The sequence below is a fragment of the Achromobacter sp. 46006 genome, from assembly GCF_059761975.1.
The window spans coordinates 37,756-61,650 of sequence record NZ_JCBANN010000003.1 but is presented as its reverse complement, the minus strand read 5'-3'; the positions used below and the strand labels follow the sequence as shown (position 1 = coordinate 61,650).

25 protein-coding genes are annotated in these 23,895 nt (G+C 68.6%); 7 read left to right on the top strand and 18 right to left on the bottom strand.

Annotation, left to right across the window (positions count from 1 at the left end; all coding sequences use genetic code 11):
- The first annotated feature begins 19 nt into the window (after window positions 1–19).
- The 4 genes from prfA (at window position 20) to AC6LKG_RS02595 (ending at window position 2,977) form a co-directional block, all read left to right on the top strand.
- Window positions 20–1,102 (top strand): peptide chain release factor 1, encoded by a 1,083-nt coding sequence (gene prfA, locus AC6LKG_RS02610; protein ID WP_498162504.1) that lies wholly within the window; start codon window positions 20–22, stop codon window positions 1,100–1,102.
- A 13-nt stretch (window positions 1,103–1,115) separates the two neighbouring features.
- Window positions 1,116–1,943: a peptide chain release factor N(5)-glutamine methyltransferase gene (gene prmC, locus AC6LKG_RS02605; protein ID WP_498162502.1), complete on the top strand. Its 828-nt coding sequence runs from the start codon at window positions 1,116–1,118 to the stop codon at window positions 1,941–1,943.
- Window positions 1,944–2,082: 139 nt separating this feature from the next.
- Window positions 2,083–2,409 (top strand): Grx4 family monothiol glutaredoxin, encoded by a 327-nt coding sequence (gene grxD / locus AC6LKG_RS02600; protein WP_006391696.1) that lies wholly within the window; start codon window positions 2,083–2,085, stop codon window positions 2,407–2,409.
- A gap of 4 nt (window positions 2,410–2,413) precedes the next feature.
- Entirely contained in the window at window positions 2,414–2,977 is a 564-nt protein-coding gene (locus AC6LKG_RS02595) for a UbiX family flavin prenyltransferase (protein WP_020926056.1), read from the top strand.
- A gap of 105 nt (window positions 2,978–3,082) precedes the next feature.
- Here the strand turns inward: AC6LKG_RS02595 and AC6LKG_RS02590 are convergent, their stop codons facing one another.
- Window positions 3,083–4,156 (bottom strand): DUF6817 domain-containing protein, encoded by a 1,074-nt coding sequence (locus AC6LKG_RS02590; RefSeq protein ID WP_498162500.1) that lies wholly within the window; start codon window positions 4,154–4,156, stop codon window positions 3,083–3,085.
- Window positions 4,157–4,338: 182 nt separating this feature from the next.
- On the opposite strand from AC6LKG_RS02590, the gene AC6LKG_RS02585 reads away from it, so the two are divergent.
- Complete coding sequence (locus AC6LKG_RS02585) at window positions 4,339–5,136, top strand: MetQ/NlpA family ABC transporter substrate-binding protein (protein ID WP_498162498.1); 798 nt, start codon at window positions 4,339–4,341, stop codon at window positions 5,134–5,136.
- Between the two features lie 103 nt (window positions 5,137–5,239).
- Here AC6LKG_RS02585 and AC6LKG_RS02580 read toward each other — a convergent pair whose 3' ends face one another.
- From AC6LKG_RS02580 to AC6LKG_RS02565, 4 genes are read right to left on the bottom strand one after another with little or no spacing between them, the layout of a single operon-like run.
- Window positions 5,240–6,055, bottom strand: coding sequence for an SDR family NAD(P)-dependent oxidoreductase (locus tag AC6LKG_RS02580; RefSeq protein WP_498162496.1), 816 nt, complete (start codon window positions 6,053–6,055; stop codon window positions 5,240–5,242).
- The gene (locus AC6LKG_RS02575; RefSeq protein WP_498162494.1) at window positions 6,052–6,840 is read right to left on the bottom strand and encodes a citryl-CoA lyase; all 789 of its coding nucleotides are present in this window, start codon (window positions 6,838–6,840) and stop codon (window positions 6,052–6,054) included. The genes AC6LKG_RS02580 and AC6LKG_RS02575 overlap by 4 nt, the downstream gene beginning before the upstream one ends.
- Window positions 6,837–8,342, bottom strand: a complete 1,506-nt coding sequence (locus tag AC6LKG_RS02570) for a class I adenylate-forming enzyme family protein (RefSeq protein WP_498162492.1) — start codon at window positions 8,340–8,342, stop codon at window positions 6,837–6,839. The genes AC6LKG_RS02575 and AC6LKG_RS02570 overlap by 4 nt, the downstream gene beginning before the upstream one ends.
- An 11-nt stretch (window positions 8,343–8,353) precedes the next feature.
- Complete coding sequence (locus AC6LKG_RS02565; RefSeq protein WP_498162490.1) at window positions 8,354–9,343, bottom strand: Bug family tripartite tricarboxylate transporter substrate binding protein; 990 nt, start codon at window positions 9,341–9,343, stop codon at window positions 8,354–8,356.
- A 102-nt stretch (window positions 9,344–9,445) separates the two neighbouring features.
- On the opposite strand from AC6LKG_RS02565, the gene AC6LKG_RS02560 reads away from it, so the two are divergent.
- Window positions 9,446–10,249 (top strand): IclR family transcriptional regulator, encoded by an 804-nt coding sequence (locus AC6LKG_RS02560; RefSeq protein WP_498162489.1) that lies wholly within the window; start codon window positions 9,446–9,448, stop codon window positions 10,247–10,249.
- Between the two features lie 47 nt (window positions 10,250–10,296).
- Here AC6LKG_RS02560 and AC6LKG_RS02555 read toward each other — a convergent pair whose 3' ends face one another.
- The 4 genes from AC6LKG_RS02555 to AC6LKG_RS02540 form a co-directional block, all read right to left on the bottom strand.
- The gene (locus AC6LKG_RS02555) at window positions 10,297–10,842 is read right to left on the bottom strand and encodes a DUF934 domain-containing protein (protein ID WP_498162487.1); all 546 of its coding nucleotides are present in this window, start codon (window positions 10,840–10,842) and stop codon (window positions 10,297–10,299) included.
- A complete protein-coding gene (locus AC6LKG_RS02550; RefSeq protein WP_498162485.1) occupies window positions 10,835–12,571 on the bottom strand; it encodes a nitrite/sulfite reductase in 1,737 nt (578 codons plus the stop codon). Before AC6LKG_RS02550 ends, AC6LKG_RS02555 begins: the two co-directional genes overlap by 8 nt.
- A 259-nt stretch (window positions 12,572–12,830) precedes the next feature.
- Window positions 12,831–13,022: a DUF2970 domain-containing protein gene (locus tag AC6LKG_RS02545; protein WP_498162484.1), complete on the bottom strand. Its 192-nt coding sequence runs from the start codon at window positions 13,020–13,022 to the stop codon at window positions 12,831–12,833.
- 84 nt (window positions 13,023–13,106) lie between these two features.
- Complete coding sequence (locus AC6LKG_RS02540; protein WP_498162482.1) at window positions 13,107–14,027, bottom strand: LysR family transcriptional regulator; 921 nt, start codon at window positions 14,025–14,027, stop codon at window positions 13,107–13,109.
- Between the two features lie 298 nt (window positions 14,028–14,325).
- Between AC6LKG_RS02540 and AC6LKG_RS02535 the strand changes: the two genes are divergently transcribed.
- Window positions 14,326–15,657 carry a DUF3100 domain-containing protein gene (locus AC6LKG_RS02535; RefSeq protein ID WP_498162481.1) on the top strand — a complete coding sequence of 444 codons (1,332 nt, stop codon included), beginning with the start codon at window positions 14,326–14,328 and terminating at the stop codon, window positions 15,655–15,657.
- A gap of 150 nt (window positions 15,658–15,807) precedes the next feature.
- Here the strand turns inward: AC6LKG_RS02535 and AC6LKG_RS02530 are convergent, their stop codons facing one another.
- The 9 genes from AC6LKG_RS02530 to AC6LKG_RS02490 all read right to left on the bottom strand — a co-directional run bounded on the left by AC6LKG_RS02530 (window position 15,808) and on the right by AC6LKG_RS02490 (window position 23,842).
- Window positions 15,808–16,389 (bottom strand): hypothetical protein, encoded by a 582-nt coding sequence (locus AC6LKG_RS02530; RefSeq protein WP_498162480.1) that lies wholly within the window; start codon window positions 16,387–16,389, stop codon window positions 15,808–15,810.
- Window positions 16,390–16,618: 229 nt separating this feature from the next.
- Entirely contained in the window at window positions 16,619–17,224 is a 606-nt protein-coding gene (locus AC6LKG_RS02525; protein WP_498162479.1) for a glutathione S-transferase, read from the bottom strand.
- Window positions 17,225–17,248: 24 nt separating this feature from the next.
- Entirely contained in the window at window positions 17,249–18,955 is a 1,707-nt protein-coding gene (locus tag AC6LKG_RS02520; protein WP_498162478.1) for an FAD-dependent oxidoreductase, read from the bottom strand.
- Between the two features lie 5 nt (window positions 18,956–18,960).
- Window positions 18,961–19,701, bottom strand: a complete 741-nt coding sequence (locus AC6LKG_RS02515; protein ID WP_498162477.1) for an SDR family NAD(P)-dependent oxidoreductase — start codon at window positions 19,699–19,701, stop codon at window positions 18,961–18,963.
- 8 nt (window positions 19,702–19,709) lie between these two features.
- On the bottom strand, window positions 19,710–20,465 hold the full coding sequence (locus AC6LKG_RS02510; RefSeq protein WP_498162476.1) for an SDR family NAD(P)-dependent oxidoreductase: 756 nt from the start codon (window positions 20,463–20,465) through the stop codon (window positions 19,710–19,712).
- Between the two features lie 9 nt (window positions 20,466–20,474).
- Window positions 20,475–21,194, bottom strand: a complete 720-nt coding sequence (locus AC6LKG_RS02505) for an ABC transporter ATP-binding protein (RefSeq protein ID WP_498162475.1) — start codon at window positions 21,192–21,194, stop codon at window positions 20,475–20,477.
- Window positions 21,187–21,951 carry an ABC transporter ATP-binding protein gene (locus tag AC6LKG_RS02500; protein WP_063581620.1) on the bottom strand — a complete coding sequence of 255 codons (765 nt, stop codon included), beginning with the start codon at window positions 21,949–21,951 and terminating at the stop codon, window positions 21,187–21,189. The genes AC6LKG_RS02505 and AC6LKG_RS02500 overlap by 8 nt, the downstream gene beginning before the upstream one ends.
- A complete protein-coding gene (locus tag AC6LKG_RS02495; RefSeq protein WP_498162474.1) occupies window positions 21,948–22,943 on the bottom strand; it encodes a branched-chain amino acid ABC transporter permease in 996 nt (331 codons plus the stop codon). The genes AC6LKG_RS02500 and AC6LKG_RS02495 overlap by 4 nt, the downstream gene beginning before the upstream one ends.
- Entirely contained in the window at window positions 22,940–23,842 is a 903-nt protein-coding gene (locus AC6LKG_RS02490) for a branched-chain amino acid ABC transporter permease (protein WP_498162473.1), read from the bottom strand. The genes AC6LKG_RS02495 and AC6LKG_RS02490 overlap by 4 nt, the downstream gene beginning before the upstream one ends.
- Window positions 23,843–23,895 lie beyond the last annotated feature (53 nt).

Below are 23,895 nucleotides of genomic sequence, written 5' to 3'. Positions count from 1 at the left end.
CCCTTGCTGAATCCCCATCATGAAATCTTCCATGCGCAGCCGGCTGGAGCATCTGTGTCACCGCCTGATCGAGGTGGACGCGCTGCTGGCCGAACCGGAAACCGCGTCCGACATGGACCGCTTCCGCAAGCTTTCCCGCGAGCGCGCCGAACTGGAACCGGTGGTCGAGGCGTTCACCGCCTTCGTGCGCGGCGAGGAAGACCTGGCGACCGCGCAGGAGATGCTGGCCGATCCCGAACTGAAGGCGATGGCCGAGGATGAGATCAAGACCGGCCGGGCCAAGCTGGAATCGCTGGAAGCGGCGTTGCAGGTCTTGTTGCTGCCGCGCGACCCCAACGACGGCCGCAGCGTGTTCCTGGAAATCCGCGCCGGGACCGGCGGCGATGAAAGCGCGCTGTTCTCCGGCGATCTGCTGCGCATGTACACGCGCTACGCCGAACAGCGCGGCTGGCGCGTCGAGCTGATGTCGGAAAGCCCCTCGGAACTGGGCGGCTACAAGGAGGTGATCGCGCGCATCGAGGGCGACGGCGCCTATGGCCGCCTGAAATTCGAATCCGGCGCGCACCGCGTGCAGCGCGTGCCCGCCACCGAGGCGCAGGGCCGTATCCACACCTCGGCCTGCACCGTTGCCATCATGGCCGAAGCCGACGAGATGTCGGAGATAGTCATCAACCCGAGCGACCTGCGCATCGACACCTTCCGCGCCAGCGGCGCCGGCGGCCAGCACATCAACAAGACCGATTCGGCCGTGCGCATCACGCACTTGCCGACCGGGCTGGTGGTGGAATGCCAGGACGACCGCTCGCAGCACCGCAACAAGGACAAGGCCATGCAGGTGCTGGCCGCGCGCCTGAAGGACAAGGAAACGCGCGAGCGCCAGAGCAAGGAAGCGGCCGAACGCAAGAGCCTGATCGGCTCGGGCGACCGTTCCGAGCGTATTCGCACCTACAACTTCCCGCAGGGCCGCGTCACTGACCACCGCATCAACCTGACGTTGTACAAGCTGCAGCAGATCATGGAGGGCGATCTGGAGGAACTGACCGGCGCCCTGATCGCCGAGCACCAGGCCGAGCAGTTGGCGGCGCTGGGCGACGACATCTGATTGGCGCCTGCGCATGACCGCCCAGATCAGGAGCCTGTTGCTGGACACGCGCCTGCCCCGGCTCGAGGTGCGCATGCTGCTCGAGCACGTGCTGGCCAAGCCGCGCGCGTGGCTGCTGGCGCACGACACCGATCCGCTGGCGCCGGAAGTGGCCGCGGCCTACGAAGCGCTGGCGCAGCGCCGCCTGGCCGGCGAGCCGATGGCCTATCTGCTCGGGCAGCGAGAATTCATGGGGCACCTGTTCCGCGTGACGCCCGATGTGCTGATTCCTCGTCCGGACACCGAGGTGCTGGTGGAAACCGCGCTGGAGTCCGTGGCCGGACAGTCCGCGCCCGCGGTGCTGGACCTGGGCACGGGCAGCGGCGCCATCGCCATCTCGATCGCCCTGGCACGGCGCGATGCCCGCGTGATGGCCAGCGATGTCAGCGCCGCGGCGCTGGCGGTGGCCGCGGGCAATGCCTGGGAGCTGACGGCCTCGGTGCGTTTCGTCGAGGGTAGCTGGTACGGCGCGCTGCCGGCAGGCGAGGGCTTCGACCTGATCGTGTCCAACCCGCCCTATGTCGCCAGCGACGATCCGCACCTGGGGCAGGGCGACGTGCGCTTCGAGCCGCGCGGCGCGCTGACCGACGGCGCCGACGGCCTGGAAGACCTGCGCCGCATCGTGGCCGGCGCCCATCGCCACCTGAAGGCGGGGGGCGCGTTGTGGATGGAACACGGGTGGGACCAGGCCGAGGCGGTGCGCGGCCTGCTGGTTGCCGCGGGCTTCACGGACGTGCACAGCCGGCGCGACCTGGCCGGTATCGAACGCATTTCCGGGGGCCGTTGGCCCGGGCGCGGCTGACGCCGGGCCGGCGATTTGTAACCTGCCGCCGCGCGGCGACCGGCCGATTCCCGGGGGCCGCCCCGGGGAATCCGGGACGAAATCCCGCCTGTACCTATAATTGGCGTATTCCGTTATGCCTCCTGTCCAAGAGACCACCATGAGCGACGTTCAAGAATTCATCCGCGAAACCGTGACCCAGCACCCCGTCGTGCTGTTCATGAAGGGCACCGCCCAATTCCCGCAGTGCGGCTTTTCCGGCAAGGCCATCCAGATCCTCAAGGGCTGTGGCGTCAAGAAGCTGGTCACCGTGAATGTGCTGGAGGACGACGAAGTCCGCCAGGGCATCAAGGAATTCTCGAACTGGCCGACGATTCCGCAACTGTATGTGGCCGGTGAGTTCATCGGCGGTTCGGACATCATGAATGAGATGAACGAGTCGGGCGAGCTCAAGACCCTGCTGGAGCAATCCGGCGCCACGGCCTGATTCCATGCGGCGACTGGTCGTCGGCATCACGGGCGCCACCGGCTCCCTGTACGCGGTGCGCATGCTGCAGGCGTTGCGCGGCGTGGACGACGTCGAGACGCACCTGGTGGTGTCGGCCTCGGGCGTGCTCAACATCAAGCACGAACTCGATGTCAGCCGCCATGATGTCTACGCGCTGGCCGACCACGTGCACAGCGTGCGCGATGTGGGCGCCACGCTGGCCAGCGGCGCGTTCCAGACGGCCGGCATGGTCATCGTGCCGTGCTCGATGCGCACGCTGGCGGCCGTGGCTCATGGCCTGTCCGACAACCTCATCACACGCGCGGCCGACGTTACGCTCAAGGAGCGCCGCCGCCTGGTGATGATGGTGCGCGAAACGCCGTTCAACCTGGCGCACCTGCGCAACATGACCGCCGTCACCGAGATGGGCGGCATCGTGTTTCCGCCGCTGCCGGCGTTCTATCACCGGCCGGCCAGCATCGAAGAGATGGTGGACCACACCGTGGCCCGGGTGCTGGAGCTGTTCGACATCCATGTGCCCGGTCCCCACTGGGAAGGCATGAAATAAGCGCCGTCGCGGCCCACGGGCGGTGAAGGTCAAACGCCCCGGGGATTTCCTGGGGCGTTTTCGTTTTTGTCTTGCGCGTGGTTGCCGTGGTTCAGCGCGCCGCGATCACGCCACCAGCCCCAGGCCGTTCAGGGCCGCCAGGTTCTCCGGCCAGCGGCGGGCGCGGGCGTTCTGCAGTTCGATGCGGGCCCAGGCCATCCAGCCGGCCCACTCGATGCGCTTGTCCCAGGCGGTGCCCCAGGCCTGCAAGGCGGCCAGGCCGGCGGCCGCGTGGCCTTCAGCGGCCTCGAAGTCGCCGGCGGTCAGCGCCAGTTGCGCCAGCAGCAGGCGCGGCTCGGCGACCCACGGGTTGTGCGCCACCGCGGCTTCCAGCATGTGGCGGGCGGTGTCCATTTCGGTCTGCGGATGCATGCGGGTGACGACCTGCCAGTACAGCGCGCTGGCGGCGGCCTCGTCGCGCGGGCTGAGCGTGGCGCGGCAATGGTCGAAGGCGGGCGGCAGCGGGATGCCGGTATCGGCCGGTAGCGCCGACAGCGGCGCCAGCAGGTGCGACAGCATCGACAGGATGTTCGACGGCGGTTTCAGCGGGCCGGGCCACAGCGAGGCGGCCCAGTGTGATTTGAGGTCGCGGCGCTGCTGCTGCGGATAGCCGGCGAAGATCTCGTCCTGCCAACTGTGCCATTGTTCGCCGATGTCGGCGGCCGACACCACGATGAAGGCGGCGACCTGGCGCGGCGTGAAGGTGAAGACCTGGCCGTCGGCCCCTTCCAGCGTCAGGCCCTCGGGCCCCTGGCCCTGGCCTTGCAGGATGGCCTGCACGAAGCGGGTGCGCGGCATGGCGCAGAACAGGCTGATCCATTCCTCGGCCTCGGCGCCCAGCACCTCGCGCAGTGTGTTGCGTTCGCGCTCGCGGTCGAACAGGGTCAGGTCGACGTATTCGTTGCCATATACGCTGTGGAACAGGCCCAGCAGCCGCACTTCGCGCGGTTGGTTCCACAGCGTCAGGGTGCGGTAGACGCCCAGCAGGTGGTGCTTGAAGGTGCCGGCCTTGTGCCAGTCTTCGCCGGCGCTGCGGGCAAACAGCAGGTCGAGCAGGACGGGCAGGTCGGCATCGACGGCGGCATAGTGGTCGGCCAGCAGGGCGCGCGCGTGCGGATGCAGTTCGGTGGGGGTGGACATTGGCAATGACGGCAAGGGGTTGGGAATCCAGCCGCTATTGTGTCGTGCGCAAGCGTGCTTGTCATGGCGCGGCGCTTATGTGGAAATACGCATATCAATATGAAAATTCATCGCTTCCGGTTTTGAAGAGCGCTCACTAGAATCCGGGGCTTCCCTTCCCTTGTTCGATTGCCGAGATTCCCATGCGTCTACGCCACACCCTGGCCGCCCTTGCCACCCTGATCGGATTCGCCGCCGCCGCGCCGGCCATGGCGCAGGACGCCGAACTGAAAGTCGGCGTGACCGTCGGCCCGCACGCCCAGATCGGCGAAGTGGTGCAGCAGGTCGCGGCCAGGCAGGGCCTGAAGGTCAAGCTGGTCGAGTTCAGCGATTTCATCCAGCCCAACGCCGCGCTGGACGCCAAGGAACTGGACCTGAACATCTACCAGCACAAGCCCTTCCTGGAATCGCAGAACAAGGCGCGCGGCTACAAGCTGGTGCCGGTGGCCACGGCCGTGGTGCAGCAGATGGGCATCTATTCCAAGCGCGTGAAGTCGCTGGACGACCTGCAGCCGGGCGCCAAGGTGGCGATCCCCAACGACCCGACCAACGGCGCTCGCGCGCTGCTGGTGCTGCAGGCCGCCAAGCTCATCAAGCTCAAGGACGGCGTGACCGTGACGGCCTCGCTGTTCGACGTGGTCGACAACCCCAAGAAGCTCAAGTTCGTCGAGATCGAGGCCGCGCAACTGCCGCACTCGCTGGCTGACGTCGACGCCGCCGCGGTGAATTCGGCCTACGCCATCCCGGCCGGCCTGTCGCCCGCCAAGGACGCGCTGGTACTGGAAAGCAAGGATGCGCCGTTCGCCGCCGTGGTCATCGCCGCGCGCGAGGACAACAAGAACGATCCGCGCATCGCGCGCTTCATCAAGGCCTACCAGTCCGACGAGGTGAAGGCCTTCGTGGCGCTGAAGTTCCCTGGCGCGTACTCGACGTCCTGGTAAGCGATGGCGCGCCGCCGCTCCGTCGGCCGGCGGCCGGGTCGCGGTCGGCGGCCACGCGGCCTCGACGCGGGCGTGGCGCCCGCGTTTTGCCCCGCGGCCCGTCTTACGCGTATTTGCCTGTCAGTCCCCCATCAACCAGCAGCTCTGTGCCGGTGATGTAGGACGCTTCATCCGAGGCCAGGAACGCCACTGCGTTCGCCACTTCCCACGGCGTGCCCATGCGGCCCATCGGCACCTGCCGGTCGCGTGCCGCGCGCGCGGCTTCCAGATCGTCCTTGGCGAACATGCCCGCCACGTTCTTCGCGACGCGCGGCGTGTCGATCAGGCCCGGGATCACCGTGTTCACGCGGATGCCGTCTGCCGCATACTGCTGCGCCGCCATGCGCGCGAAGTGGATCACCGCGGCCTTGCTGACGCTGTAGGCCAGGTGGGGATAACCGGTGTAGCGGATGCCGGCGATCGACGAGACGGTGACGATGGCGCCGCCGCCTTGCGCACGCATCACGGGCGCCAGCAGGCGCGTGGCGATCAGCAGGCTGGTGACGTTGACGCGCTGGATGCGCTCCCAGTCCGCCAGATCGATGTCCTCCGGACCGCCGACCTTGCCGATGCCGGCGTTGGCCTGCAGCACGTCGATGCGGCCGTAGTGGGCCAGCGCCGCGTCCACCGCCGCGCGCATCGCATCGGCGTCGGCCACGTCGGCCTGCACGGGCAGCGCTGTGCCACCGGCCCGTTCGACTTCATCGGCCGCGTCCTCGGCCGCCGCCAGGTCGGCGTCCAGCGCGATGATGGCCGCGCCCTGGCGCGCCAGGGTCACGCAACTGGCCTTGCCGATGCTCCAGCCAGCCGCCGAGGAGCCGGCGCCAGCCACCAGCGCGATCTTGCCGGCCAGCCGCGCATCGGGCGCGGGCGGCGTCACGACGGATCTCCGTCGCGTTGGTGCGACTTGCCCTTGCCGACGTAGGGAATGGCGTGGTCGATGGTTTCCCAGATGAAGCGGCCGCTCGGGCTCTGCTGTTCCTCGGCCACGTGCGACACCAGGCCGGCGGCGCGCGAGATGACCGCAAAACCGCGCATCAGCGCCGTGGGCACGCCGATCTCGCTGAGCAGCGCGGCGACCGCGCCGGTGGCGTTGATGGTAATGTGCTTGCCGTAGGTCTCGTCGATCGCCGCTGCGAGCAGGCGCAGCGCTTTGAGCGAATCGCCGGGCAGGTCCGGCTCGGCTTCGGCCAGCCCCAGCAGCTTGATCGAACGCGGGTCGTCGGGCTTGTGCAGGTGGTGGCCGAAGCCCGGCAGCGGCTGGCGGCTGGCGCGGAATTCCTGCGCGATCGCCAGCGCTTCGGCGCGGCCGTCGGCGGCCTGGCGGATGCGGTCCAGCAGGCGCGAGCAGTTCTCCATGGTGCCGACGAACTGGCTGCCGACCGCCATCAGGCCGGAGGCGACCGCGCCCTGCAGGTTCTCGGGCGCGCTCATGTAGATCAGGCGGGTAGCGATGGCGCTGGGCGTGAGGCCGTGTTCCATCAGCGTCACCAGCACCGCGTCGACGATGCGCATGTCCACCGGCCGCGCTTCGCGGCCCAGGATCTGCATGATCATGACTTCAGTGAAGGTCTTCTTGCCGATCAGGTCTTCCACGAGGTCGACGTCGCGGTACGACATACCGGTGAGGTGATGGGCGCAGAGGCGGGTTTCGGGCGTGGTCATGGGGATTCCTTGAGGGCCGCGTCGCGCACGGCGTTCTTGAGCACCTTGCCGACGGGCGAGCGCGGCAGGCTGGCGTGCAGGTGGATCTGCTTGGGCGTGGCGACCGGGCCGAGCAGGCCGCGCACGTGGGCCTTGAGCGCTTCCGCGTCCGCGGCCATGCCGGGGTGCAGTTGCACGGCGGCATGGACGGCCTCGCCCCATTTTTCGTCGGGCAGGCCGAAGACCGAGCATTCGTAGACGGCCGGGTGGGCCGACAGCGCATTTTCGACGTCCACCGGGTACACATTGAAGCCGCCGGTGATGATGACGTCGCGCAGGCGGTCCTTCAGGAACAAGTAGCCGCGCGCATCGATCAGGCCGGTGTCGCCGGTGTGCAGCCAGCCGTCGACGATGGTTTCGGCAGTCTTCTCGGGCAGGCGCCAGTAGCCCGACATCACCAGGTCGCCGCGCACCACCACTTCGCCGATGGCGCCGCGCGGCAGCAGGGCGCCAGCCGGGTCCATGATGGCGACGTCCGAAAGCCAGGTGACGCGGCCGACCGAGGCGCGGTTCTCGGGAGATTCCAGATCGGTGGGGCGCAGCACCGTGACGATCTGCGGCGCCTCGGTCTGGCCGTAGGTGGTGCCCAGCACCGGGCCGAAGAAGGCGCGGGCGCGTTCAATTTTCTCGGGTGGCATGGGGGCGCCGCCGTAGATCAGGTTGCGCAGCTTGGGGAAATCGGCGCGCGATACGCCGGGCTGCGCCATGATCATGTAGATCAGGGTGGGCGGCATGAAGCTGAGCGTGCCGCCGCGCTCGCGGAAGGCCGCGGTGATGCTGGCCGGCGTGGCGCTGTCGAGCAGCACGTGCGCGCCGCCGCACGCCAGCACGGGCAGGAGGTAGGTGCCGGTGCCATGCGTGACCGGGGCGGCGACCACGTAGCGGTCCTCGGGCGTCAGGGCCCAACTGGTGATCTGGTTGATGATGGCGGCATTCCAAGCGTGATAGGGCTGCATCACGCCCTTGGGCAGGCCGGTGGTGCCGCCCGTGAACTTGATTGCCTGCGTGGCGTCGCGCGGCAGCGCGTGGCGCTGGGGTTCGCGTCCGGCGCCGCGCCGCAACAGCGCTTCGACATCCAGCCCGGCGGCCGGAGCGGACAGGCTGACGCGGTGCGGCGCGCCCGCCGCCACCAGGGCGTCGCCGGCGCCGTCCACCATGACGATGGACGGCTCGGTGGCATCCAGGATGCGCCCGATCTCGCGCGCCGTGCTGCGGGTGTTGAGCGGCACCCAGACCTTGCCGCTGGCCAGCACCGCCAGCAACGCCAGGATGTGGCGGCCGGTGTTGCCGGCACAGAGCGCGACACGGGTCTGCGGCGCCGGGTCCAGGTCCTGCAGCGCCGCGGCCAGCGCGCGCACGTCGGTGGCCAGTTGCGCATACGTCACCTGGCCCTCGGGCGCGTCCAGCGCCACCCGGTCCGGATACTGCTCGGCGGCGCGGAAAAAGAAATCGATCGGGTACACCCTGCGGCTCCTCAGTTGGCTTTGATATCGGCGCGCTTGACCACCGCGCCCCACTTATCGATTTCGCTGGCGATCATCTTGGAGAAGGTCGCCGGCGTATTGGGCGGCTTGGGCGCGTAGAAGCCCGCCTGTTTGTAGGACGCCTGCAAGGCGGGGCTGGCCAGGGCTTTGTTCATGGCCTGGTTCAGGCGGTCGATGACGGCTTGCGGCGTGCCCGCGGGCGCCATCAGGCCGAACCAGGATTCGACGTCGAAGCCGGGCAGCCCGGATTCGGCCAGCGTCGGGACGTCTGGCAGCACCGCCAGGCGTTGTGGCGAGGTCACGCCGATGGGGCGCAGTTTGCCGCCCTGCACGTGCGGCAGCGACGAGGGCAGGTTGTCGAACATCGAATCCACCTGGCCGCCCAGCAGGTCCGCCACCGCCGGGCCGCTGCCACGGTATGGCACGTGCAGGATATCGGTGCCGGTGCGCATCTTGAACAACTCGCACGACAAGTGGATGGACGAGCCGGTGCCTGACGAGGCGCAGGTCAGCTTGCCCGGATGGGCCTTGGCGTAGTCGATGTACTCCTGTACGGTCTTGACCGGCAGCTTGGGGTTGACCACCAGGATGTTCGGGATGGTCGCCAGCAGGCCGACAGGCTTGAAGTCCTTGACGAAGTCGTAGTTCAGCTTGCTGTAGAGCGTGCGGTTGATGGTGTTGGCGATCGAGCCGACGTACAAGGTATAGCCGTCGGGCGCGGCGCGCGAGACGATTTCGGCGCCGATGTTGCTGTTGGCGCCGGTCTTGTTCTCGACCACGAAGGTCTGCCCCAGTTCCTCGGCCAGTGACTTGGCCACCAGCCGCGCGACGATGTCGGTGGCGCCGCCCGCGGCATAACCGACCACCAGGGTCACGGGGCGCTCGGGGTAGGGCTTGGCGGCGTGGCCGGGGGTGCTGAAGGCCAGGGCGCTCGCCAGGGCCGCGACGCTCGCGGCCAGCCGCTTGCTGAATGTCTGCATGGTTGTCTCCGTCCTGTTTGTCTAATATTTGGACAGATCTTTGCCTGCCCGACCTCATATTGGGCTTTGATAGGCGCCTCATCAACGCAAGGTGTCCAGAAAATGAACAAACCGGAAAGCGACGACGGCGGGCCGCGGGTGTTGCGGCGCGGGTTGCGGGTGCTGGGCGTACTGCGCCAGGCGGGCGCGGCCGGCATGCATGTCACCGACATCGCGCGCGCCGCCGGCATGCAGCGTTCCACCGTGTACCGCTACCTGGATGTGCTGGCGCAGGAAGGCTATGCGCTGCGCGAACCGGACGCCCCGCATTGGCGCATGGCGGAACTGGGCGTGATGCTGGCCGGCGACCCGCACGCCGAGGCGGTGCGCGGCCTGCGGCCGGTGTTGCGGCATATCAGCGATGTCAGCGGCGATTCGGCATTCCTGATCTGCCGCGCCGGCGGCGATTCGCTATGTCTGCATCGCGAGGTGGGCAATTACCCGGTGCAGGTGTTGGCGGTAACGATCGGCCACCGCCAGCCGCTGGGCGTGGGCGCGGCCGGCCTGGCGCTGTTGGGCGCGCTGCCGCCGGCCGAGGCCGACGAGGTGATCGCGCAGAACGAGCAGGCCCTGCGCGCCTATGGCGGCATGACGGTGGCGCAGATGCGGCGGCTGGCCGGGAACACGCGCGATCGGGGCTGGGCGGTGGTGGGCAATGCCGCGGTGCCGGGGGTGTTGGGCGTTGGCGTGGCGTTGTGCGACGCCGGCGGCTATCCGCGGCTGGCCGTGAGCGTGTCGAGCCTGATCGACCGCATGCAGGCGCCGCGCCAGCGCGCCATCGCCGAGTTGATCCGTAGCCAGTTGGCGCAGGACGAGGTCAGGCGCCAGCGCTGGAGCCTGCCGGGCGCGCAGGACGAGGCGGATTGACGGCAACGACATCCGGTCTCTCTGGCGGCGAGGCCGGCGGGTGTGCCTCAGGCCTGGGCCGGCGCCGGCGCGCGGTAGGTCTTCTGGTAATGCACCGTGAAGGTCTTGAACGCCTCCAGGGCCTTGCGCGGGTCGTGGCCAGGCTTGACCAGGAAGCTGTCGAAGCCGACGCGCGCCTGGTAGTGGATGGTGTCGATCATCACGTCGCCGACGGCGCGCAGTTCGCCGGTCCATTGGTAGCGGGTGCGCAGCAACTGGGCCAGCGAATAGCCGCGGCCATCGGTATATACCGGGAAGTCCACCGCGATGAAGGCGATGCCGGCGGGGTCGAGCCTGCCGTCGGCTTCCAGCAGGTCGCGCAGGTCGGCGTCCGGTTCGAGCAGGACCGCGACCGGGTGGCGATGGCGCCGCAGCGTGGCGTGCGAGGCCTTCCAGGTGGCCAGCGGCACGATCCAGCCAGGTTCGTCGGTCGGCACCTGGCCTTCGGCCGCCACTTCGGGATCGGGCACGAAGGGGCGGGCGCTGTCGGCTTCGAGCCGGCCGTTGCGGATCAGGTGCGGGCCGGGCGCGTCGTGGGCGTAGGGCTCAGACATGGGCGGCCTCCTGGGCAGGCTTGGCAAAGGCGGGGTCGGAATACACGTCTTGCTTGAAGGGATCGATGCCGACGCGGTCCACCACGTCGATGAAGCGTTCTTCCTCGCTGTCGCGCAGGCCCAGGTAGGTGCGGATCAGGCGGTCGACCACGCCCGGCACCTGCTCGCGCGCGAACGAGGGGCCGATGATGCGGCCGATGGCGGCGCCGCCGCCCTTTGTGGATTCGATATCGGGCAGCGGCTTGGCGGCGCCGTTCTGGCGGCCGCCGATGGTGACCTGGTACCACTCTTCGCCGGCCTTATCGACACCCAGGATGCCGATGTGGCCGACGTGGTGGTGGCCGCAGGAGTTGATGCAGCCGGAGATATTCAAGTCCAGCTCGCCGATCTCGAACAGGTAGTCGAGGTTGTCGAACTGGCGCTGGATGGCCTCGGCCACGGGGATCGACACGGCGTTGGCGAGCGCGCAGAAATCCCCGCCCGGACAGGCGATGATGTTGGTCAGCAGGCCGACGTTGGGCGTGGCCAGGTTCAGCGCTTCGAGCTTGCCCCACAGTTCGTGCAGGCGGGCGCGGCGCACGTCGGCCAGGATCAGGTTCTGCTCGTGCGACACGCGCAGTTCGCCGAAGCCGTATTCATCGGCCAGCGCGGCCACCGCGTCCATCTGGTCGGCGGTGATGTCGCCCGGCGGCACGCCGGTGGCCTTGAGCGAGACCGTGACGGCGGCGTAGCCCGGCGTCTTGTGCGCATGCACGTTGGTGCGGAGCCAACGGGCGAAACGCTTGTCGGCGGCCGCCAGCGCCGCCGTGTTGTCGGTGTCATTGGCCGCGGCCGCATCGTATTGCGGCCAGATGAAGCGCGCGGCGATGGTGTCGACGAACTCCTGCGTGATGGTGTCGGGGCCGCCCTTGATGAGCTGCCACTGTTCGTCCACCTGCTGCGCATAGACTTCCGGCGTCAGGTCCTTCACCAGGATCTTGATGCGCGCCTTGTACTTGTTGTCGCGGCGGCCATGCAGGTTGTAGACGCGCAGCGCGGCCTGCAGATAGGTCAGCAGGTCCTGCCATTCGACGAAGGGGTTGATCAGCTTGCCGACGATGGGCGTGCGGCCCATGCCGCCGCCGACCCAGACGCGGAAACCCAGCTTGCCGTCGCGCTCGACCGCCTGCAGGCCGATGTCGTGCACGCCGACCGCCGCGCGGTCCTGCACCGCGCCGCTGACGGCGATCTTGAACTTGCGCGGCAGGAACGCGAATTCGGGGTGCAGCGTGGACCACTGGCGGATGATCTCGCACCACACCAGCGGGTCGATCAGCTCGTCCGGCGCGACGCCGGCGAAGTGGTCGGTGGTGGTGTTGCGGATACAGTTGCCGCTGGTCTGGATGGCGTGCATCTGCACCGTGGCCAGTTCGGCCAGGATGTCCGGCACGTCTTCCAGCCTGGGCCAGTTGAATTGGATGTTCTGGCGCGTGCTGAAGTGGCCATAGCCGCGGTCCCACTTGCGCGCGATGTGCGCCAGGGTGCGCAACTGGCGCGAAGCCAGGATGCCGTAGGGGATGGCCACCCGCAGCATCGGCGCGTGGCGCTGGATGTACAGGCCGTTCTGCAGGCGCAGGACGCGGAATTCATCTTCGGTGAGCTGGCCGTCGAGGAAGCGGCGCGTCTGGTCGGCGAACTGCGCCACACGCTGCTCGACGAGCTGCTGGTCGACGGGGTCATACACGTACATGTCTACTGCCCTTGAGGTCTTCTCGGTCGGGTCCCCGCAAGCGTGGCCCGCCGGGGGCGGGGTTTGGGGGATTCATAACCGTAACAGGCAGCCGCTTCGACCGTCTAAGTCATTCTGGTAATAACGGTATGCCCCCGCGCCGGGGGCGGATATTCGCAAAGGCCGGGCCGTTTCGCTGCCCCCTGGACAGGAGGGGCCCAGCCACGCGCGCCGGGCGCGCGGCCCGGCTATTTCGCGCAGATGCGTCCTCGCGCCGTTGCTACAGCGCGGCACTCACCGCCCAGCGCGCCACCAGCACCAGGATCGCGACCAGGCAGGCCGCCATCAACAGGCCGGTGAGGATCAGCGGGGCGGGCTTGTTGTGGGCGATGTCGGCGTCGTAGCCGCGGCCGCGGCGCACGCCGAAAAAGCCCCACAGGACGGATTTGACCGTGCGCAGGAAGCTGAGCATGGGGGGGCTCCAGACAGGGGATGGACCGACTGTAGCCGCCCCCGCGCGAACGGGGCAGATGCAGATTCGCGCCAGGAGACCGTATCAGATGGCGTCGGCGGGCGTGCCGATGCCGCGCACGATGTGGTCCAGCAATTCGCGCGCCGCCGGCGAGATGTGGCGGCCGGCGCGGCTGAGCACGTGCAGGCTGCCCTGGTTGAGGATGGGGTTGGCCAGCGGCAGGCTGGCCAGGCGCTGCGCCGCCATGTCTGCGGTGACGGCGATGGGCGGGGTCAGGGCGTAGCCGATACCGGCGGCGGCGAACTGCCACAGGGCCTTGAACGATGAGGTGGTCAGCACGTTGCGCAGCCGCACCTGTTCGCTGATCTCGGCGGCCTGGATGTGCTGGCGCACGCCGAAGCCTTCCTGCATCGAGGCGCCTGGGTAGTCGACCAGGTCGGTCAACAGCAGCGGGCGCTGCAGGCGCGTCAGCGGATGGTCCTGGCGCACGATGGCGCGGATCGGTTCGGGGCGCGAGTAGTGCGTGCGCAGCCGGGCGTCGTTGGGCGGCTGGAACACCAGCCCGATATAGGCCAGGTCGTCGACGATGCGCTGCACGATTTCCGAGGTGCGGGCCACGTCGATGTCCAGCGTCACCTCGGGATGGCTGCGCCAGTAGCCGGGCAGCACGCGGTCGAACATCAGTTCGACGAAGCCTTCGCCCAGCACCAGGTCGATGTGGCCGCGTTCGGCCTTGCGCAGGCTGTCGATCTCCGAGAAGAAACTTTCCTGGATGTTCTGCTGGCGCTTCACGTAGCGCGCCAGGATGTGGCCGGCGTCGGTCGGCACCACGCCGCGGCCGCGGCGTTCGAACAGGGCCATGCCGCAGTCGCGCTCCAGCGCGGCGATGGCGCGGCTGACGGCCGACGGGTCCATGTTCAGCACTTCGGCGGCGCCGCGCACCGAACCCCGGCTCATGACCTGCATGAAGTAATGGGTGCGGCGGGCGTCGAGTTTTTCGTCCATGGCGGTACTCCGTGGCGCAAAGGCATCGGTTCGGTCTGCAATATATTGAGGGTTTACCCTTATATATTGCTGGTTCTTGCAAAAAATTCCCTGCCAAGGGGCATCCGTTGCATTTTACGCAACACATTAGCCCTGGCGCTGTCATGGTTGGCGCGCCGGCCCCCGGGCGAAAATCGCCGCAGCCGCCCGCTCGCGCCGCGAGCCGTCCCCCGCGCAGGCCGTTTCGCCGGGGGAAAATCCGCCACGGACATGGCGATCGGGCCGCGCCTATACCTACTCACGTACTCAGGGGAATCCGATGTCTCATGCCAGCGCCAGCCTGGCCATGCCCGCCATGTCGCTATCGAGCCGCATCCGCATGCTTGTCGCCATCTTGCTGGTGGTGCTCGTGTCCGAAGCGATCGGCAGCGTCACCTTCGCGGTGGGCCCGGGCAAGATCGTTCTGCAGCCCATGCTCTGGGCCATCTTCATCGGCGCGGTCGTGGCCGCCTTCGGTCAGCGCCTGCCGGCCAACGCGGGTATCGACACCGCCATGCAGACCCGCATCAGCGGCTATCTGCAATACGCGCTGCTGCCGTTCCTGGCCAAGCTGGGCCTGATGGTCGGCGGTTCGCTGCCGCAGGTGCGCGAGGCCGGCTGGGCCCTGGTGTTCCAGGAATTCGGCCACTTCTTCGGCACCATGGCCATTGGCCTGCCGCTGGCGCTGCTGCTGGGCATCAAGCGCGAAGCCATCGGCGCGACGTTCTCGGTGGGCCGCGAGCCCAGCCTGGCGATCATCGGCGAGCGCTACGGCATGAATTCGCCCGAAGGGCGCGGCGTGATGGCCGAGTACATCACCGGCACCGTGATCGGCGCGCTGTTCGTGGCGCTGATGGCCGGCTTCATCACCAGCCTGAACATCTTCGATCCGCGTTCGCTCGCCATGGGCGCCGGGGTGGGCTCGGGCAGCATGATGGCCGCGGGCGTGGGCGCCATCGCCTCGCAGCAGACGCCGGAAGTGGCGCACCAGGTGGCCGCGCTGGCCGCCGCCGCCAACCTGCTGACCACGGTGGTGGGCGTGTACTTCACGCTGTTCATCTCGCTGCCGACGACCGTATTCCTGTACGGCAAGCTGGAGCCGGTGCTGGGCCGCTTCTCGCGCGGCAAGGCAGAAGCCGCCGACACCGCCACCGCGACCGACGCGCCCTCGCACGCCGTGAAGATGGGCTTCGGCGACCGCCTGACCGCCTACGCCGTGTGCGGCCTGTTCGCGCTGGTCGGCAACCAGTTCGGCTACAAGGTGCCGATCCTGGATGCGCTGCCCGGCATGCTGATCATCATCCTGCTGGTGGTGATTGCCGACCTGCTGCTGCGCGTGGTGCCCAAGCTGCCGGCCGTGGCCGTGCTGTCGCTGATCGCGATGACCGTGGGCTGCCCGGGCGTGCTGCCGTACTCGGACCAGATCATCGCGGCGGTCAACAAGGTCAACTTCCTGCCGTTCACGACGGTGATCCTGGCCATGGCCGGCCTGTCGATCCTGAAGGACCTGCCGGCCTTCCGCAAGCTGGGCTGGAAGATCGTGGTGGTGTCGCTGGCGGCCAACGCCGGCACCTTCCTGGGCGCGACGATGATCGCCGAGTTCTTCCACTGATCGGACCTCGCCGTCCGGCAAGTGACAAGCCGCCCGTGTGGGCGGCTTTTTTCTTGCGTGGATCGGCGCAGCGGCGCACGTGAGCGTTGTGTGAGGCGTCTCTACACGAGCCCTTCATGTCTCGCGCCAGTGCGCCCCTGCGCGGTTCAATCAAGTGCGCGCGTTGGGCCGGTAGCGGGCGTTGTCGGTGGCGTTCTCGGTCGGGCCGATGTTCTCGACCTTGGGAATGCCCAGGCCGGCGGCCTTCATGGCCACGGCGGTCTGCAATTCCTGCACCTGCGGATTGCCCATGGCCACGCGGTAGGGTTGCAGCGGCGTCAGGCCCTCGATGGTGCCGAGGTCGTTGGCGTTGCCGGCGCGCAGCGCGAGCGGATCGGGACGCGCCGAGAATTCGTCGACCGCGCGGCGCATGCGCGCATCGGCGTACAGGTCGCGCAACTGGTCGATGTTGACGGCGGGGGGCGCGGCGGCCGCGACGATGGCCCGGGGCGGCGTGCTGGTGACGGACCGACTGGCATCGGCGCCATCGGCCTGCGACGCGAGGGCAGTGCTGGCGACGCGTTGGGCCTGCCAGGCAGCCCGCGCCTGCGCGCTGCGCTGCGCCTGGCGCGTGGCGGCGTTGCGGGCGGCCCATTCGGCCTCCCAGACGGGGCGGGTATCGTCCAGCAGCGGAATGCGCGCGGCATGCGGCGCTTCCATGCGGCTGATGGGGGAGACGGCGGTCACGTTCATGCGTGGGCTCCCGGTGCGATGAGGGGTACGGGTTGGTCTGGCCGGTATCTCGAAAGTTCAATATAGACGGCGCCAGCGCCGCGGGCATTTCCATCTGTAAGCAAAAAAAGCCCCTGGCAAAAAGCCAGGGGCTTGCGACGGGCCCAAGGGGACGCGCCGTACCAGACCGGGACCCGGCCTGGAGCCCGGCGGGATCTCCAGGTTGGGCGCCGGCCCAAACCGGGCCGCTTCAGGCGGGCGGCAACGTGGCCTGCATCGACGGGCGCTGGTTGAACGCCTTGAACCAGGAGGCCACGGCCGGATGGCCGGCGCGCCAGTCGAAATCGGGATAGCGGAAGTCCAGGTAGCCCAGCGCGCAACCGATGGTGATGGTGCCGATGTCCAGGCGGCCTTCCAGGCTGGCGGCGGTCTTTTCCAGCAGCGCCAGGCCATCGCGCACCTTGCCCATCTGGCCTTCGTACCAGCCGTCCCAGCGCAGCGGCTCGGGCCGCAGCACGGTTTCGTAGCGCGCCAGCAGCGCGGCGCCCAGCATGCCGTCGCCCAGCGATTGCTCGGCCAGCGCGGCCCAGCGGCTGGCGCCGGTGGGGAACAGTGCGCCCTTGCCCAGGTCGTTGAGGTATTCGCAGATGACGCGGCTGTCGAACAGGCGCTGGCCGTCGTCGGTGATCAGCGTCGGCACCTGGCCCAGCGGATTGTCGGGGATGATGTTCTGGTCGCGGGCCACGGGGCCGGCGGCGCTGGGCAGTTTCTCGATGCGATCGGCCAGGCCCAGTTCGTGGGCGATGACCATGCATTTGCGCACGAAGGGCGAGGCGGGCGAGAAGTAGATCTTCATGGGAGTCCTTGTCGGAGGGGAGCGTCAGTGTTGGCCATGGGCCAGGTGTTGTCCAGCGACCCAGCCGAAAGTCAGGGCGGGACCGAGCGTGATGCCGGGCGCGGGGTAGGCGCCGCCCATGACCGAGTGCATGTCGTTGCCGGCCACGTAGAGGCCGGGTATCGGTTGGCCGCTGGCATCCACGGCCTGGGCATTGCCATTGGCCGCGATGCCGCAGGCGGTGCCGATGTCGCCGGCGTACACCTTGACCGCGTAGTAGGGGCCGGCGCCGAGCGGGGCCAGGCAGGGATTGGGTTGGTGTTCGGGATCGCCCAGGTAGCGGTTGTAGGCGGTGCTCCCCTTGCCGAAGTCGGGGTCCAGGCCTTGCGCCGCGTATTCGTTGTAGCGCGCGACGGTCGCGTGCAGCGCATCGGGCGGCACGCCCAGTTTCTGCGCCAGTGCCTCCAGCGTTGCGCCTTGCAGCAGGTAGCCGGCATCGATGAGATGCTGGCGCGGCCGTCCGCCGGGCAGCGCCAGGCCCAACCCCCAGGTATCGATGAAGCGCTGGTCGCACAGCAGGAAGGCCGGCATGGTCGGCACCTGCTCGTGGCTGCGGTACATGGCCTGCACGAAGGCGTGGTACGAGGTCGATTCGTTGACGAAGCGGCGGCCGGCGCCGTTGACGGCGATCAGCCCCGGCTTGGCGCGGTCCCACACCAGGTGAGGATAATGCAGCCGCTTGCCGCCGGGTTGTTCCAGGATCGACACCGGCGCCCAGAAGGCGGGGCTGGAATGGCCCTGGCCCAGCGCCGCGCCGGCGTCCTCGGCCAGGCGGATGCCGTCGCCGGTATTGTCGCGCGGCGACATCGACCAGTCGCCGGTGGGGTGGGGATAGGTCTGGCGGCGGCGGGTCGAATCCCACGGAAAGCCGCCCGTGGCCATGACCACGCCACGGCGGGCGCGGATGTGCATGCGTCGGCCTTCGTGCTCGACGGTGGCGCCCAGCACCGCGCCGTTGGCGTCGCGCAGCAGCGCCAGCGCCGGCGTGTTCAGCCAGTACGGCACCTTGCGCGCCAGCATGGCGTGGAACAGTTGCGCGGCCAGCGCGTTGCCCAGCAGCAGGCGGGTGCCGCGATGGTAGCCGCGCAGGCGGTCCGCGCCATAGCGCAGCACCAGCTTCATGGCGTGGCGCCACGAGGCGAACGCGCGGGTGGCGCGCAGCAGGTGGCGCACGTCGGTGATGCTGACCATCATGCCGCCCAGCACCGTGAATTCCTTGAGCGGGTCGCGCAGCGTCTTGAAATGGCGGCCCAGCTTGCGGCCGTCGAATTCCACCGGATCGAGCGAGCGGCCGCCCATGGCGGCGCCGGGCAGGTCGGGGTAATAGTCGGGCGACGCGGTGCGTGCCGCCACTTGCAGGAAGCCGCGCGCGACCAGGTCATCCATCATGCGCGGCCCGGCATCCAGGTAAGCGCGCTTCATGTCGTCGGAGGCGCCGTCGCCGACGGTTTGCGCCAGATAGGTCCAGACCTTGTCGAAGCTGTCCGGATGGCCGGCAGCCTCGGTCTGCGAGTTAAGCGGTATCCACAACGCGCCGCCGGAGATCGCGGTCGAGCCGCCGATGCGGTCGGTCTTCTCGATGAGTAATACGTCCAGGCCCGCCACGCTGGCGGTCAGCGCGGCGCTCATGCCGCCCGCGCCCGAGCCGACCACGAGCGCGTCGACTTCCTTGTCCCACTTGATGCTGTCCATGCCGCCTATGCTCCCGATCCGCCCAGCGACTTGCCGCCATCGACGAAAATCACCTGGCCGGTGATGAAGTCCATTTGCGGCGAGGCCAGGAACGACACCGCGTTGGCCACGTCTCGCGGCTGGCCGGCGCGGCCCGTGGGCTGCAAGGCCAGTTGCGCCGCCAGGCGCTCGGCGCTCAGGTTGCGCAAGAGCGGCGTGTCGATCAGCCCGGGGGCGATGGCGTTGACCAGGATGCCGCGCGGCGCCAGCTCCATGGCCGAGGCGCGGGTGTAGCCGACCAGCGCGGCCTTCGAGGCCACGTAGTGCGGATGGTTGCGCGCGCCCAGGTAGGCGCGCGAGGCGATGTTGACGATCCTGCCGCCGGCGGCCATGTCGCGCGCCGCTTCCTGCGTCAGCGTGGCGACCGCCAGCAGGTTGACGTCGAACATGCGGCGGTAGTCGTCGCTGGAAACGTCGAAGAATTTGCGCTCGTCGAACAGGCCGGCGTTGTTGACCAGCGCCGCCAGCGGCGCCAGTTCGCGCACCAGGGCGCGGGTGGCGTGTTCGTCGGCCAGGTCGACCACGCGGTAGTCCACGTTTAGCCCTTGCGCGCGCAACGCCTGGGTTTCCTGGTCGGCCAGGGCCGCGTTGCGGTCGGCCATAACCACGCGAAAACCGTCGCGCGCCAGCCGTTCGACGATCGCCAGGCCCATGCCGCTGGCGCCGCCGGTGACCAGCGCGGTGCCGGGGGAGGTAAGGGGTTCCATATCGATTCCTATACGGCCAGGTAGCCGCCGTCCACCGGCAGCACCACGCCATTGACGTAGCTGGCCATGTCCGAGGCCAGGAACAGCACGGGGCCGACGATCTCGTCGGCGCGTCCGGCCCGCGCCATGGGCGCGCGCCGCATGTACCAGTCGGTGCCGTTGGCCTGGGCGCGCTGGCCGGCGGTCATCTCGGTTTCCATCAGGCCGGGGGCCACGGCGTTGACTCGCACGCCGTGCGGCGCCAGGTCGCGCGCCAGCACTTCGGTGAACGAGCGCACGCCGCCCTTGGAGACCACGTAGCCGGCGGTCGAGATGCCGCAGCCGTAGGCCACGATCGAGCACAGGTTGACGATGGCGCCGCGGCTGGCCTTGAGCTGTTCGACGAAGGCGTGGGTGACGTTGAAGGTGCCTTGCAGGTTCACGTTCATCACGCGTTCCCAGATCTGCGGCGTCTGCGGATCGTCGAACGGCGCCCGCGCCGAGATGCCGGCGTTGTTGACCAGCACGTCGATGGCGCCATGGCGCGCCTCGCATTCGTCGGCGAAGGCGCGCACCGCGGCGGCATCGGTCACGTCCAGCGCGGCATCGATGGCGCGGCCGCCCGCGGCCGCGATGGCCTGGGCGCTGGCGCGGGCCAGGGCGGGGTCGAGGTCGGCCACGATCACGCTGGCGCCTTCGCGGGCGAAGCCCTGGGCGATGGTGGCGCCCAGGCCGCGCCCGGCGCCGGTGACGAGAACCCGCTTGTCTTGCATCATCAGGGTCATGGTTTGCTCCTAGCCGCCCAGGTAGGCGCGCTGCACGCCTTCATCGCTGGCCAGCGCGGCCGATTCGCCTTGCAGCGCGATCTCGCCGTTTTCCAGGATGTAGGCATAGCTGGACACCGACAGCGCCAGCTTCACGTTCTGTTCCACCAGCAGGATGGTGATGCCCTGTTCGCGGTTCAGGCGCAGCACGATGTCGAAGATCTGTTCCACCACCAGCGGCGACAGGCCCATGGACGGTTCGTCCAGCAGGATCATGCGCGGCCGCGCCATCATGGCGCGGCCGGTGGCCAGCATCTGCTGTTCGCCGCCCGACAGCGTGGCGGCCTTCTGCTCGAAGCGCTCGCGCAGCCGCGGGAAGTTGTCGCAGACCATGTCCAGGTCGGCCTTGACCGCCTGGCGGTCCTGGCGCAGGTAGGCGCCCATTTCCAGGTTCTCGCGCACGCTCATCTCGCGGAAGATCTCGCGGCCCTCCGGCACCTGCACGATGCCGCGGCTGACGATGGCGTCGGCCGGCTGGCGGTGGATCGCTTCGCCGGCAAAGCGCACGCTGCCCGCGGTGGGCGTCACCAGCCGCGAAATTACGTTGAGCGTGGTGGACTTGCCGGCGCCGTTGGCGCCCAGCAGCGCGACGATGGCGCCTTGCGGCACCTTCAGCGACACATCCTGCAGGGCGCGGATATTGCCGTAGGCGGCGCTGACCGATTCGACTTCAAGCAGGTTCTCAGCCACCGGCGGCTCCCTTGCCCAGATAGGCTTCGATGACTCGGGGGTTGCTGCGCACCTCCGCGGGCGTGCCTTCGGCGATCTTCTCGCCGAACGACATGACGGTGATGCGATCCGAGATCGACATCACCAGCTGCATTACGTGCTCGACCAGCAGCACCGTGATGCCGTCGCGTTCGCACAGTTCGGTGAGGATGCGGTCGAGCGTCTCGATCTCGCGGTTGCGCAGGCCGGCGGCGGGCTCGTCCAGCAACAGCAGCTTGGGCGAGATGGCCAGCGCGCGCGCCAGTTCCAGCATCTTCTGGCGGCCGAAGTCCAGGCTGCATGCCGGCGTGTCGAGGAAGTCGGCCAGGCCGACGCGTTCCAGCAGGTGCTCGACGCGTTCGCGCGCCTCGGCATTGGCCGGGCGCAGCAGGCGCGAGGCCGTGTTGGCGCCGTGCGCATAGGTGCCCAGCAGCGCGTTCTCGCGCACCGTCAGGGCGCTGAACAGTTCCAGGTTCTGGAAGGTGCGGGCCACGCCCAGCGCGGCCATCTCGTGCGGCTTCTTCTTCGTGATGTCGACGCCGTCGAAGACGATACGGCCCTGCGTCGGCCGGTAGTAGCGCGAGACGCAGTTGAAGGTGGTGGACTTGCCGGCGCCGTTGGGGCCGATCAGCGCGTGGATGCGACCGCGCTCGACCTGCATCGACAGGCCGTTGATGGCGGTCAGGCCGCCGAACTTCACCGTCAGGCCCTGGACGTCGAGATAGGGTTGGGCGCTCATGCCGCGCTCCTTTGCGTGGGTTTGGCGGTGGCCCCCTGGCGCGCGGGCAGCGGCGCGGCTGGCGGGGGCGCGCGGCGACGCGCCTCGCGGCTGGCGAACAGGCCCTTGGGCGCGAACATCATGAAGCCCATCAGGATCACGCCATAGATGATTTCCTGGAACGACAGTGCCTGGCGCAGCAGCTCCGAGATCAGGCCGAAGCCGATCGCGCCGGCGATGGCGCCGCGCACCGAGCCGATGCCGCCCACCACTACCATGGTCAGGATCAGGATGGTGGTCTGGAAGCCCAGGCTTTCCGGGTGGATGAACGAGGCGAAGGTGGTGTACATGCCGCCGGCGACGCCGGCGTAGGCGGCCGACAGTGTGAAGGCGGTGCGCTTGATGGCGTTGACGTTCACCCCCATGGCCTGCGCCGCCACGTCGCTCTCGCGCACGGCGCGAAAGGCCGAGCCCAACTGCGAGCGCGACAGCGCCACGGTGAGCCACAGCAGCAGCGCGGCGATCGCGACCACGAACGGATAGGCCTTGATGTCCGACACCAATTCATAGCCGAACAGCGTGGCCGGCGAAATGCGGAAGCCGTTCGAGCCATTGGTCACCGACTGCCAGTTCAGGAACACCCACTGCATCGCCTCGCCGAAGGCGAAGGTCGACAGCGCCAGGTAGATGTCGCGCATGCGCAGCGCCAGGGCGCCAATGACGTAGCCGAGCAGCGCGGCCAGCAGCCCGCCCGCCACGATCGACAGGAAGAAGGGCGGATGCCACAGGTTGTTGATCAGCCCGGCCGTATAGATGCCGACGCCGTAGAACGCGGCGTGGGACAGGGCGAACTGCCCGGTTTCGCCGATGACGATGTGCAGGCCCAGGGCCAGCACCACGAACACCATGAGCAGGTTGACGACATAGATCACATAGCCACTTGCAACGAACGGCAGGGCCGCCAGGGCCACGGCCATCAGCGCCAGCAGGGCGAGGTCGGTCTTGGATTTCATACTTTTTTCACCTGCAGTTTGCCGCCCAGCAGGCCTTGCGGACGCAGCAGCAGCACCACCATGATGGCGACGAAGGGCGCCACCACGATGGCGTTGGTCGAAATGAACAGGCCCACCAGGTTCTCGGCCACGCCGATCACGAAGCCGCCGACCACCGCGCCGGGCAGGCTGGTGATGCCGCCGACGATGGCGGCCGCGTAGGCCAGGATGGCGATGTGGCCGATGTCCGGGGTGATCAGGATCTTGGGCGTGATGAGCAGCGCGGCCACGGCCGAGATCAGCCCGGACAGCGCCCACACCATCATGCGGATGCGCGTCAGGTTCACGCCCACCAGGCGCGCGGCCTTGGGGTTCATGCCGACGGCGCGCATGGCCTTGCCCACGCGGGTGTAGGTGAACATCCCGTACAACAGCAGCATCACGCCCACCGCCACGGCGAAGATCACCAGGTCCAACTGGGTCAGCACGGCATCGCCGATGAGGATGGCGTCGGTCGGGGCCAGCGGCGGCAGTGAGCGTGGCGTGTCGCCCAGCCCGCTCTGGCGCACCAGGCCCTTGAGCGCATACGCCAGGCCCAGCGTGGCAATCACCATCTGCACGCCCACGCCCCTGGAGGCGATGACGCGCTCCATGACGATGCGCTGGAACAGGCCGGAGACCACGGCCACCACGGCCAGCGTCACCGGGATGACCACCAGGTAGGGCCAGCCCATCACCAGGGTCAGGAACAGGGCGATGTAGCCCCCGACCATGAAGATCTCGCCCTGGGCGAAGTTGGGCACGTCGGTGGTCTTGAAAATGATGACAACGGCGACCGCCAGCAGCGCGTACACGCTGCCCGTCACCAGTCCCGACAGCACCCCCTGCTGCAGGAACAACCAGATATCGGCAAAGCTCATGATGGTCTCCGGCGGTCCGCGCGGCGCTGCGCCGCGGCGCGGACTGGGTGCGC

Excerpts from the sequence above, each read along its gene's own strand:
- AC6LKG_RS02555 (WP_498162487.1), bottom strand. The coding sequence starts at position 10,842 with ATGTCTGAGCCCTACGCCCACGACGCGCCCGGCCCGCACCTGATCCGC.
- AC6LKG_RS02520 (WP_498162478.1), bottom strand. The coding sequence starts at position 18,955 with ATGGACAGCATCAAGTGGGACAAGGAAGTCGACGCGCTCGTGGTCGGC.
- grxD (WP_006391696.1), top strand. The coding sequence starts at position 2,083 with ATGAGCGACGTTCAAGAATTCATCCGCGAAACCGTGACCCAGCACCCC.
- AC6LKG_RS02530 (WP_498162480.1), bottom strand. The coding sequence starts at position 16,389 with ATGAACGTGACCGCCGTCTCCCCCATCAGCCGCATGGAAGCGCCGCAT.
- AC6LKG_RS02595 (WP_020926056.1), top strand. The coding sequence starts at position 2,414 with ATGCGGCGACTGGTCGTCGGCATCACGGGCGCCACCGGCTCCCTGTAC.
- AC6LKG_RS02525 (WP_498162479.1), bottom strand. The coding sequence starts at position 17,224 with ATGAAGATCTACTTCTCGCCCGCCTCGCCCTTCGTGCGCAAATGCATG.
- AC6LKG_RS02515 (WP_498162477.1), bottom strand. The coding sequence starts at position 19,701 with ATGGAACCCCTTACCTCCCCCGGCACCGCGCTGGTCACCGGCGGCGCC.
- AC6LKG_RS02550 (WP_498162485.1), bottom strand. The coding sequence starts at position 12,571 with ATGTACGTGTATGACCCCGTCGACCAGCAGCTCGTCGAGCAGCGTGTG.
- prmC (WP_498162502.1), top strand. The coding sequence starts at position 1,116 with ATGACCGCCCAGATCAGGAGCCTGTTGCTGGACACGCGCCTGCCCCGG.
- AC6LKG_RS02565 (WP_498162490.1), bottom strand. The coding sequence starts at position 9,343 with ATGCAGACATTCAGCAAGCGGCTGGCCGCGAGCGTCGCGGCCCTGGCG.
- AC6LKG_RS02545 (WP_498162484.1), bottom strand. The coding sequence starts at position 13,022 with ATGCTCAGCTTCCTGCGCACGGTCAAATCCGTCCTGTGGGGCTTTTTC.
- AC6LKG_RS02575 (WP_498162494.1), bottom strand. The coding sequence starts at position 6,840 with ATGACCACGCCCGAAACCCGCCTCTGCGCCCATCACCTCACCGGTATG.
- AC6LKG_RS02540 (WP_498162482.1), bottom strand. The coding sequence starts at position 14,027 with ATGGACGAAAAACTCGACGCCCGCCGCACCCATTACTTCATGCAGGTC.
- AC6LKG_RS02495 (WP_498162474.1), bottom strand. The coding sequence starts at position 22,943 with ATGAAATCCAAGACCGACCTCGCCCTGCTGGCGCTGATGGCCGTGGCC.
- AC6LKG_RS02490 (WP_498162473.1), bottom strand. The coding sequence starts at position 23,842 with ATGAGCTTTGCCGATATCTGGTTGTTCCTGCAGCAGGGGGTGCTGTCG.
- AC6LKG_RS02585 (WP_498162498.1), top strand. The coding sequence starts at position 4,339 with ATGCGTCTACGCCACACCCTGGCCGCCCTTGCCACCCTGATCGGATTC.
- AC6LKG_RS02590 (WP_498162500.1), bottom strand. The coding sequence starts at position 4,156 with ATGTCCACCCCCACCGAACTGCATCCGCACGCGCGCGCCCTGCTGGCC.
- AC6LKG_RS02560 (WP_498162489.1), top strand. The coding sequence starts at position 9,446 with ATGAACAAACCGGAAAGCGACGACGGCGGGCCGCGGGTGTTGCGGCGC.
- AC6LKG_RS02535 (WP_498162481.1), top strand. The coding sequence starts at position 14,326 with ATGTCTCATGCCAGCGCCAGCCTGGCCATGCCCGCCATGTCGCTATCG.
- prfA (WP_498162504.1), top strand. The coding sequence starts at position 20 with ATGAAATCTTCCATGCGCAGCCGGCTGGAGCATCTGTGTCACCGCCTG.
- AC6LKG_RS02500 (WP_063581620.1), bottom strand. The coding sequence starts at position 21,951 with ATGAGCGCCCAACCCTATCTCGACGTCCAGGGCCTGACGGTGAAGTTC.
- AC6LKG_RS02510 (WP_498162476.1), bottom strand. The coding sequence starts at position 20,465 with ATGACCCTGATGATGCAAGACAAGCGGGTTCTCGTCACCGGCGCCGGG.